Below are 15,288 nucleotides of genomic sequence, written 5' to 3' on the forward strand. Positions count from 1 at the left end.
GCCCCCGCCCCGGTGCGCTCAGACGTGGGTTCAAAGTCTTGACCTGCTTGGCTCTTGACCGGGATTGGCGTGTCGGTCACACTCGCTCTCTAACCGGCGTACATCTGTGCGACAGACGAACAGAGGTGACCGATGTCCAGTGCCACGTCCGCTCTGCGGGCCGCCTTCACCACGAAACTCTGGCTGACGGTGCTGATCGCGCTCGCGCTCGGGGCGCTGCTCGGGCTCGTCGCACCGGACACCGGCGCGGCGATGCAGCCGCTCGGCGACGGCTTCATCTCGCTGATCCGGATGCTCGTCGGCCCGGTGATCTTCTGCACGATCGTGACCGGGATCGCCTCGGCCGGCGCGCTCGCCGGTATGGGCCGCGTCGGCGTCAAGGCGCTCGTCTACTTCGAGATCATCACCACGATCGCGCTGATCATGGGCCTGGTGGTGATGGACGTGCTGCGCCCGGGCGACGGCGTCCACGCCGACCCGGACGCGATCAAGCTCACCGGCAAGGCGGGCGAGTACGCCGCCGAGGGCGAGCACCAGCACTGGTACGACTTCCTGGTCAACATCATCCCGGAGAGCGTGGTCAGCGCCTTCGTGGACGGCAACGTCCTGCAGATCCTGCTGGTGTCGGTGCTGTTCGCCATCGCCCTCAAGATGATGGGCGAGCGCGGCGCCCCGATCGCGCGCGGCGTGGAGCGGGTCGGCGAGGCCGTGTTCGGGATCGTCCGGCTGATCATGTACCTGGCCCCGGTCGGCGCGTTCGGCGCGATGGCCTACACCACCGGCAAGTTCGGCACCAAGACGCTGACCAGCCTCGGCACCTTCGTCGGCCTGTTCTGGGCCACGGGCATCGTGTTCTGCCTGGTCGTCCTCGGCGTGGTCGCCAGGCTGTGCGGCATCCGCATCATCCCGCTCTACCGCTACTTCAAGGACGAGCTGCTCATCACCCTCGGCACCGCCAACTACGAGGCGGTCATGCCGCAGCTGATCGAGAAGCTGGAGCGGCTCGGCTGCCCGCGGCCCATCGTCGGGCTGGTCGTCCCGTCCGGGTACGCGTTCAACTCCGACGGCGTCTGCCTCTACATGGGGTTCGCCGGCCTCTACATCGCGCAGGCGTTCGACATCAGCATGTCGGTCTGGCAGCAGCTCGGCCTGCTCGCCGTCTTCCTGATCACCTCGAAGGGCGGCGCGGGCATCGCGGGCGCCGGATTCGTCCTGCTCGCCGCCAGCCTCTCCACCACCGGCGTCATCCCCATCGCCGGGATCATGCTCATCTTCGGCGTCGACCGGTTCCTGTCCATGATGCGCGGCATCGTGAGCCTGTGCGGGCAGATGCTGGCCAGCATCGTCGTCAGCAAATGGGAGGGCGTCTTCGACCGCGACCGCGCCAGGCTGGTCCTCGCGGGCGGCGTCCCCGCCGACGACCCGGCGCCCACCGACCCGGTCCCGGCCACCGCCGGAGGAAAGGCGTGACCGGACGGCCGGAGGAAACCGGACGGCCGGAGGAAGAGGCGTGAGCGGACGGCTGAGCGGCAAGGCCGCCATCGTCACCGGCGCCGGCAGCGCCGGCCCCGGCTGGGGCAACGGCCGCGCCACCGCGGTGATCTTCGCCGCCGAGGGCGCCCGGGTGCTCGCCGCCGACAAGGACGCCCGGGCGCTCGGGCGCACGATGGACCTGATCCGCGAGGCCGGGGGAGAGGCCGAGCCGCACGAGTGCGACGTCACCGACGGCGCCGCCGTCCGCGCGATGGCGGACGCGTGCCGCGCGTCCTTCGGCCGGGTGGACGTCCTGGTCAACAACGTCGGCGGGTCCCGTCCCGGCGGACCAGCCGAACTCGACGAGGGCACCTGGGACGACCAGCTCGACGTCAACCTCAAGTCCGCCTACCTCGCCTGCAGGCACGTCATCCCCGTCATGCGCGAGCAGCGTTCCGGAGCCATCGTCAACGTCGCGTCCACGTCCGGGATCCGCTACACCGGCTCGCCCCAGGTCGCCTACGCGGCGGCGAAGGCGGGCGTCGTCCAGCTGTCGCGCGTCACCGCCGTCCAGTACGCGGGGGACGGCATCCGCGTGAACACCGTCGTCCCCGGCCAGCTCCACACGCCCTTGGTCGAGGCGCGCCTCGCGGGACAGCGCGCCGCCGGCGACGTCGAGGAACTGCTCAGGCAGCGCCAGAGCCGCATCCCGCTCGGCTTCATGGGCGACGGCCGCGACACCGCCTACGCGGCCCTGTTCCTGGCCTCCGACGAGGCCCGCTTCATCACCGGAACCGAACTCGTCGTGGACGGCGGCATGACCGCCCGCTGCGACTGACAACGTCCGGAGGGACGGAAGCGAGCACGGCATAGCCATGATGTGAACTCGATCAACATCATCTTTGCGTATTGATGGAGATGACTTTGACTCTGCGTTATCCTCGCGTCACCGGGCGCCTCGGGACGGGGCGCGGAGGCGGTGAGAGAGGGCGGGGTCGGTCGGGATGGGGCACGGCTCTCGATGTGAAGGGTGTCATGAAGGGGCCGCGCCGTTCGGGTCTCTTGGGGAACTGGACGGCCTGGCGGAGCTGGAGGACGCGGCATTGGCCGCGGTGTCCGCCGCCGACGTGCGGGAATTCCTGCGGCTCAGCCCGCCCGAGCTGGTGCGGGCCGTCCTGGACGTCGTCCGCCTCGGCGGCAAGAAGAAGACGTCTCCGGCGGCGGCCGACCTGGTACTGCGCACCATGCGGCACGGGGAGCCCAAGCGGCGGCACGATCTGCGGTTCCTCATCGGTGGCGTGTACGTGCACGGGTTCCGGAACATTGACGGCCTGGAGGCGGACGACTGCCTGAAGCTGCTCGGCGCGTCCACGGCCGCGGGGGTGCTGGAGCGGGCACCCGGGCTGCGGGTCCTGCTGGGCTGGGACGCTCCCGAGGCGATCGTGCGGTGGGGGTTGGTGCGCGTCGTCCAGGACGATCGTCCGCTCGCGGCGGTGGCGCTCGGCCTGCTGGCGGCCGAGCCTGACGAACGGGCGCCCGGAGCGCGTGCCATGTGGGAGTCGGTCAGGGAGCGGCATCCGGAGCTGCCCGTCCGGCCCGCCTGCCTGCGTGAGGTGAAGGAGCTCGCGGGCCGGGGGCCGGGGGAGGGGCCTTCAGGCCCCGAGCGGCTCGCCGGTGAGCTCGACGAGCTGCGCGAACGCTTCCAGGACGCGGCCGACGCGAGCGAACGCGTCGCCGGACGGCTGCGCGCCGGGCACCGGCCCGAGGACGCCGACCTGGCGCTCGTCCAGCGGGCCGTGGCCGACTTCGACGGGCTCCGGACGCGGATCGACGCCCTGATCCCGGGGGAGCGGCCCGCCGAGCTGCCCGCGCTCGCGGCGGCGGTCCAGGCCGCGGTGGAGGCGAGCCGGAAGGACGACCGGGTCCGCGCGCTGCGGCGCATCGAGGGCCCGGAGGTCGTGGCGGGGCTGCTGGAGGAGGTCCGCCAGGCCGCGGGTGAAGCGGGCAAAGCGGGCGAGGGGGGCGGGGTGAGCGGGTCGGGCGAGGATCTGGCCGTCCTCGCCGAGCTCATCGAGGCCTGCCGGGAGGAGCCGCCGTTGCGCGCCCCCGAACTGGCCGAGCGGGCGCGCACGGAGCTGCCGGCGACGTGGCACCGGCTCATCGACATGGCCCTGCTCGGGCAACTCGCGATCGCCGACGCCGCCGACGCCGCCGACGCCGAAGGCCCCGAAGACGGTGAGGACGACGCCCCCGCCGAGGTCGCGGAGCCTGAAGCGGTCAAGGTGCCCGCTCCCCGGGAGGCGCCGCCGGACGAGACCGTCCCGGACGAGACCACCGGTGACGACCCTCCGCCGCCGCCTTCGGACGAGTCCGAGTTCTCCGAACTCGATGCCTTCATCGAGCAAGCGGTCCCTGATGAACTCCCTGGCGAGAGCGAGCCCCCGCCCGTCCAAGCCCCGGTCCGGACGGCCCTGGAGCGCAACCGCGTCGAGCCGGCCGAGCCGCAGGTCCCCGTCGAGGAGGCTCCGGCTCCAGAGCCCGCCCAGCCCGGGGCGGCCCAAGCACCCGGGCTGGCCGAGGCGGAGGTCGCCGCGCTGCGAGCGGGACGGTTCGGGCTCGCCGGATGGCTGCGGCGGACGGCGGGCTGCCCGGACGCCGAGGTGAACGCGCGGTGGTGCGCGGCGCTCGCGGCGGAGATGGCGGTGTTCGCCGGGCCGCTGTCGGCCGAGTTCGCCGCCGCCTCCCGGGACCTCGACGCCAAGGCGCTCGCCGACGACCCGGCCGGCGGGGTGCTGGCGTGGGCCGCCGCGATCCGCGCCGGACTGGTGTATCCGGAGGCGACGCGGCTGGTGGACGCGCTGAACGTCGTCGTGTCCGGCCATCCCGTCCTGAAGGAGTGCGGCGAGGCGTTCGCGCAGGCGGCGCGGGCCGGGGTGTACCTGAGCCCCGGCATGGACGGCTGGATCCGCGGCGCGGCGGGGCTCGCGGAGGCCCGCCGCGCCGCGTCCAGGGAGGCGGCGCGGCTGCTGGAGGAGGCGCCGCACCGCACCATCAAGCTGGCCCGCGCCACCGAGGTGTGGAAGGCGCTGCTGCTCCACGACGGCGTGGTCCGCAGGCTGCTGGAGCCGGCGGCGGACGACGATCCGGCGCGGGTGGACGCGGCGGTCGCGCGGATCGTCCGGCTGCGCGCCGGGACGGAGATCGACCGCCTGATCGACGAGACCGACAAGCGGGTCAACGGCCCCAAGAAGGGCAGGCCGATCATCGCGGGCGCGCGGGCGAAGCTGCACGCCTGGATCGAGGGCGCCCTCGACACCGGCGGGCGGTGGGCGGCGGCGGTCAAGGAGGCGAACGGAGCCGAGGAGACGGCCAAGGAGGGCGGGGACGGCGCGTCCGGGAACCGCGACTGGCGGGTCGGGCCGCTCCGGCAGCTCCGCGACACGGTGAGCGGCCGGTGCCGGGAGGCCGACGCGGCGCTCGCCGCGATGGCGGGTACGGCCGGGGAGGCCGCGGGCGAGGCGGCCGCGCAGGCCGCGCGGTCCCTGCTCGGCGCCGCGTTCGCCCTGCTGGACGGGGCGGAGCTGGCCGAGACCGAGCCGCCCGCCGCCCGCGTCCTCAACCGGGATCTGCTCCCGGCCGCCGAGGTCCCGCTCGACCCGCACACGCTGCGGCCGCGGGACGCGGTCGAGCCGGAGGCGCTCGTGCCCGTCGCGCTCGCCGGGCCCCCCGACTGGGCCGCCGTGTTCGAGGCGAGGGCCGCGCGGCTCGACCACGAGGGCACGCGGGCGGTCGTGTCCGTCCTGCGGGCGCTCGACCCGGAGGCCGCCGAGCGGCTCCGGGTCCGCCGCGACGACCTGGTCCGGGAGGCCCGCGCCGCCCGCGGTGAGCGGGTCGAGCACGTCCGCGACCTGATCGCGAAGTCCCGGCGGGACGGGCTGCTCACCGAGGGCGAGGAGCGGGAGGCCGAGGAGACGGTGCGGCTCCTCACCGCCGACCGCCACGACTTCGACCGGATCGGACGCGACCTCGACGCCCTCCTCGCCCGCATCGAGGAGCGGTGCGCGGCGAGCGCGGCCGCCGAGCGCGCCGCGCTCGCCGAACGGGCGGGGGACTTCCGCGCGGCGGACGTGCGCCGTGTCGAACGGCACATCGACGACGGCGACCTCACCACCGCCCGCGAGTTCCTCGCGCAGCTGAAGGCGGGCAAGCAGCTCCCCGAGAAGGTGGAGGACACCGACTTCGCCCGGTTCTACCCCGCGTTCCCTGACGCGTTCCACCGCCGGTCGCTGCTCACGGGGAAGCGCGCCCGCAAGCAGGAGACCAGCGGCTACATCGACGAGCTCAAGGACGCCCTGATCGCCGGCCGGGACGTCGCCGAGCCGGAGCTGGACGCCCTGCTGACCGGCGCCGGAATCGACATCGCGGCGCTGCGCGAGGCGTCCAGGCGGGTCGCGGGGGAGGGGCTGCGCAAGTGGCTGAACCTCCGGGACGGCAGGACGAAGACCCCCGGCAACATGCGGTCGCTGATCGGCGCGATCCTGAAGATGGTCGGGCTGGAGGGCACGCAGGGCGACACCGACACGGGCCCGGACCGGATGTGGATCGGGCTCGACGACGTCCGGCACGTCGGGTCCGCGGACGGGGCGCTGCTGCCCGCGTTCGGGTCGCAGAAGAGCCCGTCCGGGCGGCGGCTGCGGCTCCTGCTGCTCTGGGGACGCCCCGGCGGCGAGCAGCTCATCGACCTGCTCGGCGGGCAGCCGGAGGGCGAGACGGTGCTCGTGCTGTACTTCGGCGTCCTGTCGGCGGACGACCGCGAGCGCCTCGGCCGCGCCGCCCGGGGCCGTCCGGTGCCGGTCGCCGGGGTCCTGGACGACGCCGCGGTCGCCTACCTGGCCTGCCGCCCGCAGGACTGGCCGGTCACGGTCGCGCTGATGGCGCCGTTCACCGCCACCGACCCCTTCACTCCGGCGGGCGACGTCCCGGAGGAGATGTTCTACGGGCGGTCCGAGCAGATCCGCAAGGTCACCGACCGGATGGGCCCGTCGTTCGTGTTCGGCGGCCGGCAGCTCGGCAAGTCGGCGCTGCTGCGCAAGGCCGAACGGGACCTGGAGAGCGACCCGAACCGCACGGTGATCCTGCTGAACGTCCAGACGGTCGGGAAGGTGCGCTCGCTCTCGCTGTGGCCCAAGCTCGGCGACCGGCTCGCGAAGGCGGGGGTGGTCCGGTCGGGGCTGGCGCGGCGCGAGCAGGTGATCGACGCGGTGCGCGCGTGGGCGGCCGCCGACGGGAACCGGCAGCTGCTGATCCTGCTGGACGAGGCCGACGGCTTCCTCAACATGGACGCCGACCGCGGCCGGTTCGAGGACGTCACCGCGCTGCGCACCCTCATGGAGGACACCGGCCGCCGGGTCAAGGTGGTGTGGGCGGGCCTGCACCAGACCGCCCGCTTCCACAGCCTGCCCAACCAGCCGCTGGCGCAGCTCGGCGACCCCGTCGCGATCGGCCCGCTGGAGCCGCAGGACGCGTTCGACCTGCTGGTGCGGCCGCTGGCCACGCTCGGGTTCGTGTTCCCCGAGACGCTCGCCGCCCGCGTGATCGCCGAGGCGAACAACGCCCCGGCGCTCGTCCAGCTGTTCGCGGAGAAGCTCCTCGCGCGGCTGCGGGAGGTCCCGCGGCGGCTCCCGTACGAGATCACCCGCGAGGACGTGGCGGAGGTGTGGCGCGACCACCGGCTGGTGCGCGGGTTCCAGCGCTGGTTCGAGCTGACGCTGAACCTCGACAAGCGGTACACGGTCATCGCCTACACCGTGGCGCTGCACGCGCTCGGCGACGGCGCCGACGAGACCCTCACCGTGAAGCAGCTCCGGGAGGAGTGCCGGTACTGGTGGGGGAAGGGCTTCGAGGACTGCGGCGGCGACGACTTCCGCAGCCTGCTCGCCGAATGCGTCAACCTCGGCGTCCTCGGCGTGGACGAGGGCCGCTACCGGCTGCGCACCCCGCACATCCTGCGGCTGCTCGGCGGCGTCCGCGAGGTCGAGAACGCGCTGGAGAACGCGGGCGATTTCGAGGAGCCCGACCATTTCGACGCGCACTCCTACCGGATGGCGCACCGCGACGGCCCCGAGCGCGCACCGCTCAGCATCGGGCAGATCACCGGGCTGCTGCGGCCCGGACGGCTCGTCCACGTGGTGGCCGGGTCGGCGGCCCTGCACGCCGAACGGGTCGTCGCGGCGCTGAAGGCGATGCCGTCCGACCGGCCCGACCTGGAGATCCGGACCGTCCGGCCGGGGGACGGGACGTTCGGCGCCGCGGTGCTGCGCGCCCGCCGCCACCCCGGCCACGACGTGATCGTGGTCGACCTGCACGCGGCGCGCGACCGCGGCCAGTTCGCCCGGCGGTTCGCGGAGGCGCGGGACGCCGTCGCCGACACGACCGGCGAGGGGACCCTCGCCGTCGTGCTCATCGCCGGCCCGGCGTCGGCGGCGGCCTGGCTCCACTGCACCGAAGCCGCAGATGTGGAGCTGGTGCCGCTGCGGCGCTTCGACCCGCCGGCGATCCGGCAGTGGATGCTGGAGGACGCGCTCGGCTACCCCGACGACGCCGGCCAGCGCGACCTCGTCCGCCGCACCGGCGGATGGCCGGTGCTGGTCGGCCGCGTCGTCACCGGCCTCGCCGGTCCGGGCCGCGACCGGGACCAGATGCTGGAGAGCGTCCTGCGGCACGTGCGCGACCGCCCCCGCTCCTTCCTGGACGACACGGGTGTGCGGGCCGACCCGTGCCTCGCCGCCGCGTGGCGGACGCTCGTCGCGGAGGACGCGCGGGAGACCGCCGAGGACCTCGCCGCCCTCCTCGCCCTCTTCGGCGAAGAGGGCACACCCGGCCTGAGGCCCCCCGACCTGCGCGAACACGGCTACGCCGGGACGCACGACCTGGTGGAGGCGCTGCGGGTGCTCGGCGCCCTCGACTCCGCGGGCGGCGCGCTGGCGTGCGAGCCCGTCCTCGCCGGCGCGACCCGGTGGGAGGAGGGCGCATGACCGCGACAGGCCCGGCCCTCATGCTGGACGCGGTCGCGCCGGTGCTGCGCGCGGTCGCGCTCGCGGTGCTCGACCGCCCGTCCGCCGGGCGGCTGCCGTCCGACCCGGACGCGCTCGTCAAGGAGCACACGCCGATGCTGCTGGCCGCGCTCGCGCGGTTCCCCGCGCTGCGCCGCCGCGCCGCCGATCACCTGGCCGGGGCCGAGATCCGGGCGGGGGACGACGCACGCGCGCTCGCCGCCGTCCTGCTGCACGCCGACGACGGCGTCGTCCGGGCCGGGCTCGCGTGGATCACGCCCGGCCCCGACCGGACGGCGGAACGCGCGCACCGCGACGCCGAACGCGCCGCACGCAAGATCGACCGCCTGAAGGCGCGGCTCAGGACCGCCCAGGGGCGGCTCGACTACGCGCGGCGCGACGCGCGGGAGGCGTCCCGGCTCCTCGCCGGGACCCGCGAGGCCCTCGCCGAGCAGGAGGAGCGGGCGGACGGCCTCACCCGGCGCCTCGCGATCGAACGCCGCAGGTGGCGGGACCCGTTGGCGCTCGCCGCCGCCCTCCTCGGCGCCCTCGAACGGGCGGGCGCGGCCCGGGGCGGGCACCTGGCGGCCGCCGCCCGCGCCGCCGGCACGAGCCCCGAGGAGGTCCTGGCGGTCCTGCGCGCCGTCGTGGACCCGGCCCCGCCGCCGGCCGCCGTCACCGCGGAGCCCGGTCTGCGGGTCGTCCCGCTCGGCGGCGACGACCACATCGGCGGGTCCTGCCTGCTGGTCGAGGCGGGCGGCACCCGCGTCCTGGTCGACGCGGGGCTCCGGCCGGGTGACCCCGCCGCGCCGCCCCGCGACATCGCGCGGGCGCTCGACGGCCCGCTGGAGGCGGTGATCGTCACCCACGCCCACAACGACCACTGCGGCTACGTCCCGGCCCTGACCGCCGGACGTCCCGGCCTCCGCGTCCTCGCGACGCCGGAGACCGCGGTGCTCATGCCGGTGATGTGGGCCGACACCGCGAAGCTGATGGCGGCCCGGGAGCGCGGCCGGGCGCGGTGGGGCGGCACCGGCGACGTGCTGTACGGGCCGCGGGACGCCGACGCCGCGGCGCGGCGCTGCGAGGAACTGCCGTTCGGCGTGCCGCGCCGGGTCGGCGCGCTGACCGTGGAGCTGTTCCCGGCCGGGCACATCCTCGGCGCCGCCGGCGTCGTCGTCCGCGCCGGGGACCGGCGCGTCGCCGTCACGGGCGACATCTCCGGGTTCCGGCAGGAGACCGTCGGCGGCTGCGCCGTCCCGGAGTCCGCCCGCGGCGCCGACCTGCTCGTCATGGAGTCGACCTGCTGCGCCGAGGACCACGACGCCCGCGACCTGCGCGTGGACGGGCTCGTCCGCGCCGTCGCCGGGATCTGCCGGGGCGGCGGCCGGGTGCTGATCCCCGCGTTCGCGCTCGGCCGCGCGCAGGAGATCGCGCTGATCCTGCGGCGGCACCTGCCCGAGGTGCCCGTCCGGGTCGACGGCATGGCCGCCGACCTCGCCGCCGTGTACGAGTCGCTCGACCCGGGGCTGCGGGTGTTCGAGGGCGCCGCCGCGGTCGCCGACCGGCCCGCCGAGCTGGACGCGTTCCGGACCGGCGTCGTGATCTCCACGTCCGGGATGCTGACCGGCGGGCCCGCCGTCGAATGGGCGCGGCGGATCCTCCCCGAGCCGGGCGGCGCGGTGTTCCTGTCCGGTTACCAGGACGAGGAGTCCCCCGGACGCGCGCTGCTCGACCTCGCGGGCAAGGGCGGCGACTTCACCTTCCGCGACCACGACGGCGAGGTCACCGTCCCGGTCCGCGCCCGCGTGGACACGGTGCGCCTGTCCGCCCATGCCGACCGCCGGGGCCTGCTCGACATCGCCGACGAGATCGCGGCGCGGGAGGTCATGCTCGTGCACGGGATTCCGGGACGCCAGCACACCTTCGCCGAGACCCTCCGCGTCCGCGGCCACCGGACGGCGGGGACCCGCGCCTGGCACGCGGGCGCACCCGCGTGAAGTGCACCGGAAAGGTCCTGTGCGCGAACACTCGAAAACAACGAGGTGGCCCGATGCGGTCAAATCTCCGATTTCTCTGCGCGAGCTCCGCCGTCGCTGCTAGCCGCTGAAGGATGAGATTCCCATCCCTGCTCCACGAAGAGGCTCCGCGAGTGCGATGGAGCAGGTGAGCGACCGGTGGCCGCTGGTGCGTCCGGCGGTGGAGGGTCGCGGGAAGATCGGTCCAACCCGGTTTCAATGGCGAATTGTGCCCAAATGATGTTGATCTGATCGTTGGCTTGGAGGAATGGCGGCACGGGTATAAGGCGGGCAACACAATTCGATAACTCGCCCCGGAGTGCAGATGCGCCTCTTCCGCCCCTCTCTCGTCGCTTTCGGCGCGGTGACCTTCGCCGCCGGTTCAATGGTCTGGCCCGCCACCGCCACGGCGGCCGCGACCAACTACGTCGCGCTCGGTGATTCCTACTCGTCCGGCACCGGGGCCGGGAGCTACGACCCGGACAGTGGAGCGTGCAAGCGCAGCGCCAACGCCTACGCGAAGCTGTGGGCGGCGGCGAACGGCGCCTCCTTCACGTTCGCCGCGTGCTCCGGCGCGACGACCGCGACCGTCACCAGCGGCCAGCTCGGCGCGCTCAGCTCCTCGACGACGCTCGTCACCATCACGGTCGGCGGCAACGACGCCGGGTTCTCCGACGTCATGCAGACCTGCGTGCTGAAGTCGGAGTCGACCTGCAAGAGCAGGGTCACGCAGGCCGAGACCTACATGAAGAACACCCTTCCCGGACGCCTCGACTCGGTCTACTCGAAGATCCGCGACAGGGCGCCGTCCGCCCGCGTGGTGGTCCTCGGCTACCCCCGCCTCTACAAGATCGTCAACGTGTGCGTGGGGCTGAGCAACGGCAAGCGCACCGCGCTCAACCACGCCGCCGACACGCTCGACGGGGTGGTCGCCCAGGCCGCGGGCCGCGCCGGCTTCACGTGGTCGGACGTCCGGGACGAGTTCTCCGGCCACGAGCTGTGCTCAGGCGACGACTGGCTCAACGCCGTGACGATCCCGATCGAGTCGTCCTACCACCCGACCGCGCGGGGCCACCGCCTCGGCTACCTTCCCGCGCTGACCGGCTCCGCCCGGGCCGCCGTCGAGCAGGACGCCTGACCCCGCCCGTCCGTTAGTGATCTACAACGTAAAGCTGCTCACCTGCGGAGCGTACGGCAGGTGAGCAGCCCGACCGGGACGGGCGCCCAGAAGGTGACCGCGCGGAACAGCAGGACCGCGTGCAGGGCCGGGCCGGCGGCGATGCCGAGGGAGGCGAGCGCGGCCACGAGGGCGGCCTCCGTGGAGCCGACGCCGCCGGGCGCGGGGACCGCCGCGCCCGCCGCGGCGCCGACCAGGTAGGCGGCGACGAGCGCGAGGACGTCGGCCGGGCCCGCGCCCGTCCCGGGCACGGCGAGCACGCTGAGCGCGAACGCCAGGCCGAGCACGAGCGTGGTCGCGGCCGAGGCGGTGAGGGTGACCCCCAGGTCGCGGGGGCGGCGGCACAGGTCGGTGAACCCGGCGACCGCCCGTGCGACCACGGTGGAGCGGGCGGCGCGGCGTCCCCACAGCGCGGCGGCGGGCAGGAGGACGCCCACGGCGATGAGCAGCGGGACGGGCGGGACGAGCCCGGCGGCCTCGGCGGCGTGCCGGCCCAGCGCGTCCAGGACCCGGCCGTTGCCGCCGCCGAGGCCGAGGACCGCGCCGAGCAGCAGCAGGTCGGCGGGGACGCCCGCCACCTGCAGCACGGCGACGGCGATCACCGCCCGGGACAGCGGCAGCCCGCGGCACACGAGGTAGCGGGTGTTGACGGCCACGGCGCCGAGCCCGCCCGGCGTGACGCGATTGGCCGCCGCGGCGGTGAACTGCGTCAGCGTCGTCTCGTAGAGCGGGATGGGCCGTCCGGACGCGCCGCGCAGGGCGACCGCCGAGCAGACGAAGTGCAGCACCGACAGCAGGACGAGCACGGGCAGGAACTCCCACCGCATGTGCTCCAGCGCCGAGACGGCGCCGTCGAGGGCCATCGGACGCGCCGGCGCGCCGATCAGCAGCGCCGTCGCCGCGACGACGATCAGCAGGACCCCGAGGACGGTCCAGCGGGACCTGCGGACCCGTTGGAGCGGGGAAGGCGTCGCGGCGGCACCGCCGGGGCCGGGGAGTTCGGCGGGCGCCGCGCGTTCAGCGCCGGCGGCGATCGTCTCCACACCTTTAGTGATCGGCTACTTGGTTGAAGGGTACGCGACCGCCAGGCCTGCGCGACGCGAACGGTGGGGGACGTTCGCGGCCGCCCCCCGTCCGGCCCGACATCGTCGGACACGCGGGCGGAAGTTTTCTTGTCGGGCACGCCTCTTTGGTCCACGCAATAGATTCTTTTCACAATATGATTAGGCTTGGCTACAGCAAGTGACGGCCGGACGGCGGCCGGAGACGGCGGGACCGGGGAGAGTGACGACCATGACCAGCGCTCACCAGCGGCTGGGCGAACGCATCAGGGACTTCCGGGTCAGCAGGGTCGGCCGCCGGCCGTGGCCGGCCAAGGCGCCGGGCGACCGTGCGATCGTGCTGACCTGTAGCGACTATCTCGCGATCGCCGAGCATCCGGCGATCGCCGACGCCATGATCGCCAGCCTCCGGTCGGCGGAGGGCGGGGCGCCGATGCCGGGGCCGTGCCTGCCCGACGACCATCCGCAGATCCTCCTCGGCGCGGAGTTCGCCCGGCACATGGGCGCCCGCGCCGGGGTGCTGTGCCCGTCGGGCTGGGCGGCCAACACCGGGCTGCTGCAGGTGGTCGCCGGTCCGGACGTCCCCGTCTACCTGGACGTCCTCGCGCACATGTCGCTGTGGGAGGGCGCGCGCACCGCGGGCGCCGAGCTGGCCTACTTCCGCCACAACGACCTCGCCCACCTGCGCCGCCGGATCGAGGTGGGCGGCTCCGGGGTGATCGTCGCCGACGCCGTCTACGGCACCGACGGGTCGGTGGCCCCGCTGCCCGGCCTGGTGGAGATCGCCGAGGAGCACGGCTGCCTCCTCGTCGTGGACGAGTCGCACTCGCTCGGCACGTACGGCGAGCGCGGCGAGGGCCTCGTGAGCGCGCTCGGGCTGACCGGGCGCGTCGACTTCCGCACCGCGAGCCTGGCGAAGGCGCTGCCGGGGCGTGCCGGGCTGATCGCCTGCGACCGTCCCGGCTTCGCGGACTACTTCGTCCACACCGCGCTCCCGGCCGTGTTCAGCTCGACGCTGCTGCCGCACGACATCGCGGGCCTCGCGGCGGCGCTGCGGGTCGTCCGGGACGAGAACCGCCGCCGCGACCGGCTGCGCGCCGTCACCCGCCGCCTGCGCGACGGGCTGACCGACCTCGGCTACCGGCTCGTCGAGTCGGACACGCCGATCATCGCGCTGGAGAAGGGGTCGGAGGCCGGCGCGACGCTCCTCCGGGACGCGCTCGTCACCCGCGGGATCTACAGCGCGGCGCTGTTCCCGCCGACCGCCTCGGCGGGGCGCACGCTGGTGCGGCTGTCCGCGCACGCGGGGCTCAGCGACGGTGACGTCCGCCGGATCCTCTCGGTCTTCGCGCAGCTGCGCGACCCGGTGGAGACCCCGCCCCGCGCGGGCCGGACCGGCCGCTCCGCCCGCCACAACGCGGGCCGCTCCTGACGGCGCGGGGCAGGGCCGACACAACTAGCCAGACAGTTCTTCGGTGAGGGCGGTGGTGAACGCGTCCACGTCGGTTTCGGTGGTGTCGAAGGAGCAGATCCAGCGGACCTCGCCGGTCCGCTCGTCCCAGGTGTAGAAGGGGAACCGTTTGCGCAGCCGCTCCGCCGCGGTCTTCGGGACGATCGCGAACACCGCGTTCGCCTCCACGGCCTGCGTGATCTCGACGCCGGGGACGGTGCGGGCGGCGGCCTCCAGGCGGCGGGCCATGGCGTTGGCGTGGGCGGCGTTGCGCAGCCAGAGGTCGCCCTCCAGCAGCGCGATGAGCTGCGCGGACACGTACCGCATCTTGGACGCCAGCTGCATGCTCGACTTGCGCAGGTAGTCCACCCCGCGCGCGGCGTCGGGGTTCAGGACGACGATCGCCTCGCCGAGCAGCAGCCCGTTCTTGGTGCCGCCGAACGACAGCACGTCCACGCCCGCGTCGGTGGTGAGGGCGCGCAGCGGCACGCCGAGCGAGGCGGCGGCGTTGGCGATCCGCGCGCCGTCCATGTGCACGGACATGCCGCGCTCATGCGCCGCGGCGGCGACCGCCGCGGTCTCCTCCGGGGTGTAGACGGTCCCCAGCTCGGTGCTCTGGGTGATGGAGACGACGGCGGGCTGCCTCCGCTGGACGTTGCCGAACCCGGTGGTGTGCGTCTCGACCAGTTCGGGCGTCAGCTTGCCGTCCGGCGCCGGTACCGTGACCAGCTTCAGGCCGGCGATCTTCTCGGGCGCGCCGCACTCGTCGGTGTTGATGTGCGCGGACTCCGGGCAGACGACCGAGCTCCATCGCTCCGACATGGCCTGGAGCGACACGACGTTCGCGCCCGTCCCGTTGAACATCGGGAACACCTCGGCCCGCTCGCCGAAGTGCCGGCGGACGATCTCGCGGAGCCGCGCGGTGACGGCGTCGGCGCCGTAGGCGGGCTGGTGCCCGGCGTTGACGGTGGCCAGCGCCGCGAGGACGTCCGGGTGGACGCTCGCCTGGTTGTCGCTCGCGAACCCCCGCGCGGCTCCTGCTTCCGCGGCGCTGGCC

The 15,288-nt window shown here is 74.4% G+C and carries 8 protein-coding genes; 6 read left to right on the forward strand and 2 right to left on the reverse strand.

The window, feature by feature from the left end:
- The first annotated feature begins 132 nt into the window (after positions 1 to 132).
- From ETD83_RS30425 to ETD83_RS30445, 5 genes are all read left to right on the forward strand, one after another.
- A complete protein-coding gene (locus ETD83_RS30425; RefSeq protein WP_138648655.1) occupies positions 133 to 1,470 on the forward strand; it encodes a cation:dicarboxylate symporter family transporter in 1,338 nt (445 codons plus the stop codon).
- A gap of 40 nt (positions 1,471 to 1,510) precedes the next feature.
- Entirely contained in the window at positions 1,511 to 2,311 is an 801-nt protein-coding gene (locus ETD83_RS30430) for an SDR family NAD(P)-dependent oxidoreductase (protein WP_138648656.1), read from the forward strand.
- Between the two features lie 166 nt (positions 2,312 to 2,477).
- Positions 2,478 to 8,507 carry a hypothetical protein gene (locus ETD83_RS42895; RefSeq protein WP_171064519.1) on the forward strand — a complete coding sequence of 2,010 codons (6,030 nt, stop codon included), beginning with the start codon at positions 2,478 to 2,480 and terminating at the stop codon, positions 8,505 to 8,507.
- Complete coding sequence (locus ETD83_RS30440; protein WP_138648657.1) at positions 8,504 to 10,525, forward strand: MBL fold metallo-hydrolase; 2,022 nt, start codon at positions 8,504 to 8,506, stop codon at positions 10,523 to 10,525. Before ETD83_RS42895 ends, ETD83_RS30440 begins: the two co-directional genes overlap by 4 nt.
- 343 nt (positions 10,526 to 10,868) lie before the next feature.
- Entirely contained in the window at positions 10,869 to 11,681 is an 813-nt protein-coding gene (locus tag ETD83_RS30445; protein WP_138648658.1) for an SGNH/GDSL hydrolase family protein, read from the forward strand.
- Positions 11,682 to 11,719: 38 nt separating this feature from the next.
- On the opposite strand, the gene ETD83_RS30450 is transcribed toward ETD83_RS30445, so the two are convergent.
- Positions 11,720 to 12,763: a lysylphosphatidylglycerol synthase domain-containing protein gene (locus tag ETD83_RS30450; RefSeq protein ID WP_171064520.1), complete on the reverse strand. Its 1,044-nt coding sequence runs from the start codon at positions 12,761 to 12,763 to the stop codon at positions 11,720 to 11,722.
- Between the two features lie 250 nt (positions 12,764 to 13,013).
- On the opposite strand from ETD83_RS30450, the gene ETD83_RS30455 reads away from it, so the two are divergent.
- Positions 13,014 to 14,213, forward strand: coding sequence for an aminotransferase class I/II-fold pyridoxal phosphate-dependent enzyme (locus tag ETD83_RS30455; protein ID WP_138648660.1), 1,200 nt, complete (start codon positions 13,014 to 13,016; stop codon positions 14,211 to 14,213).
- A 24-nt stretch (positions 14,214 to 14,237) separates the two neighbouring features.
- Here ETD83_RS30455 and ETD83_RS30460 read toward each other — a convergent pair.
- Positions 14,238 to 15,288, reverse strand: a 1,051-nt coding sequence (locus ETD83_RS30460; RefSeq protein ID WP_138648661.1) for a threonine aldolase family protein, incomplete at its 5' end; no start/stop codon positions are given.

Origin of the sequence: Actinomadura soli (genome assembly GCF_005889715.1) — a bacterium.
GTDB lineage: Bacteria > Actinomycetota > Actinomycetes > Streptosporangiales > Streptosporangiaceae > Spirillospora > Spirillospora soli.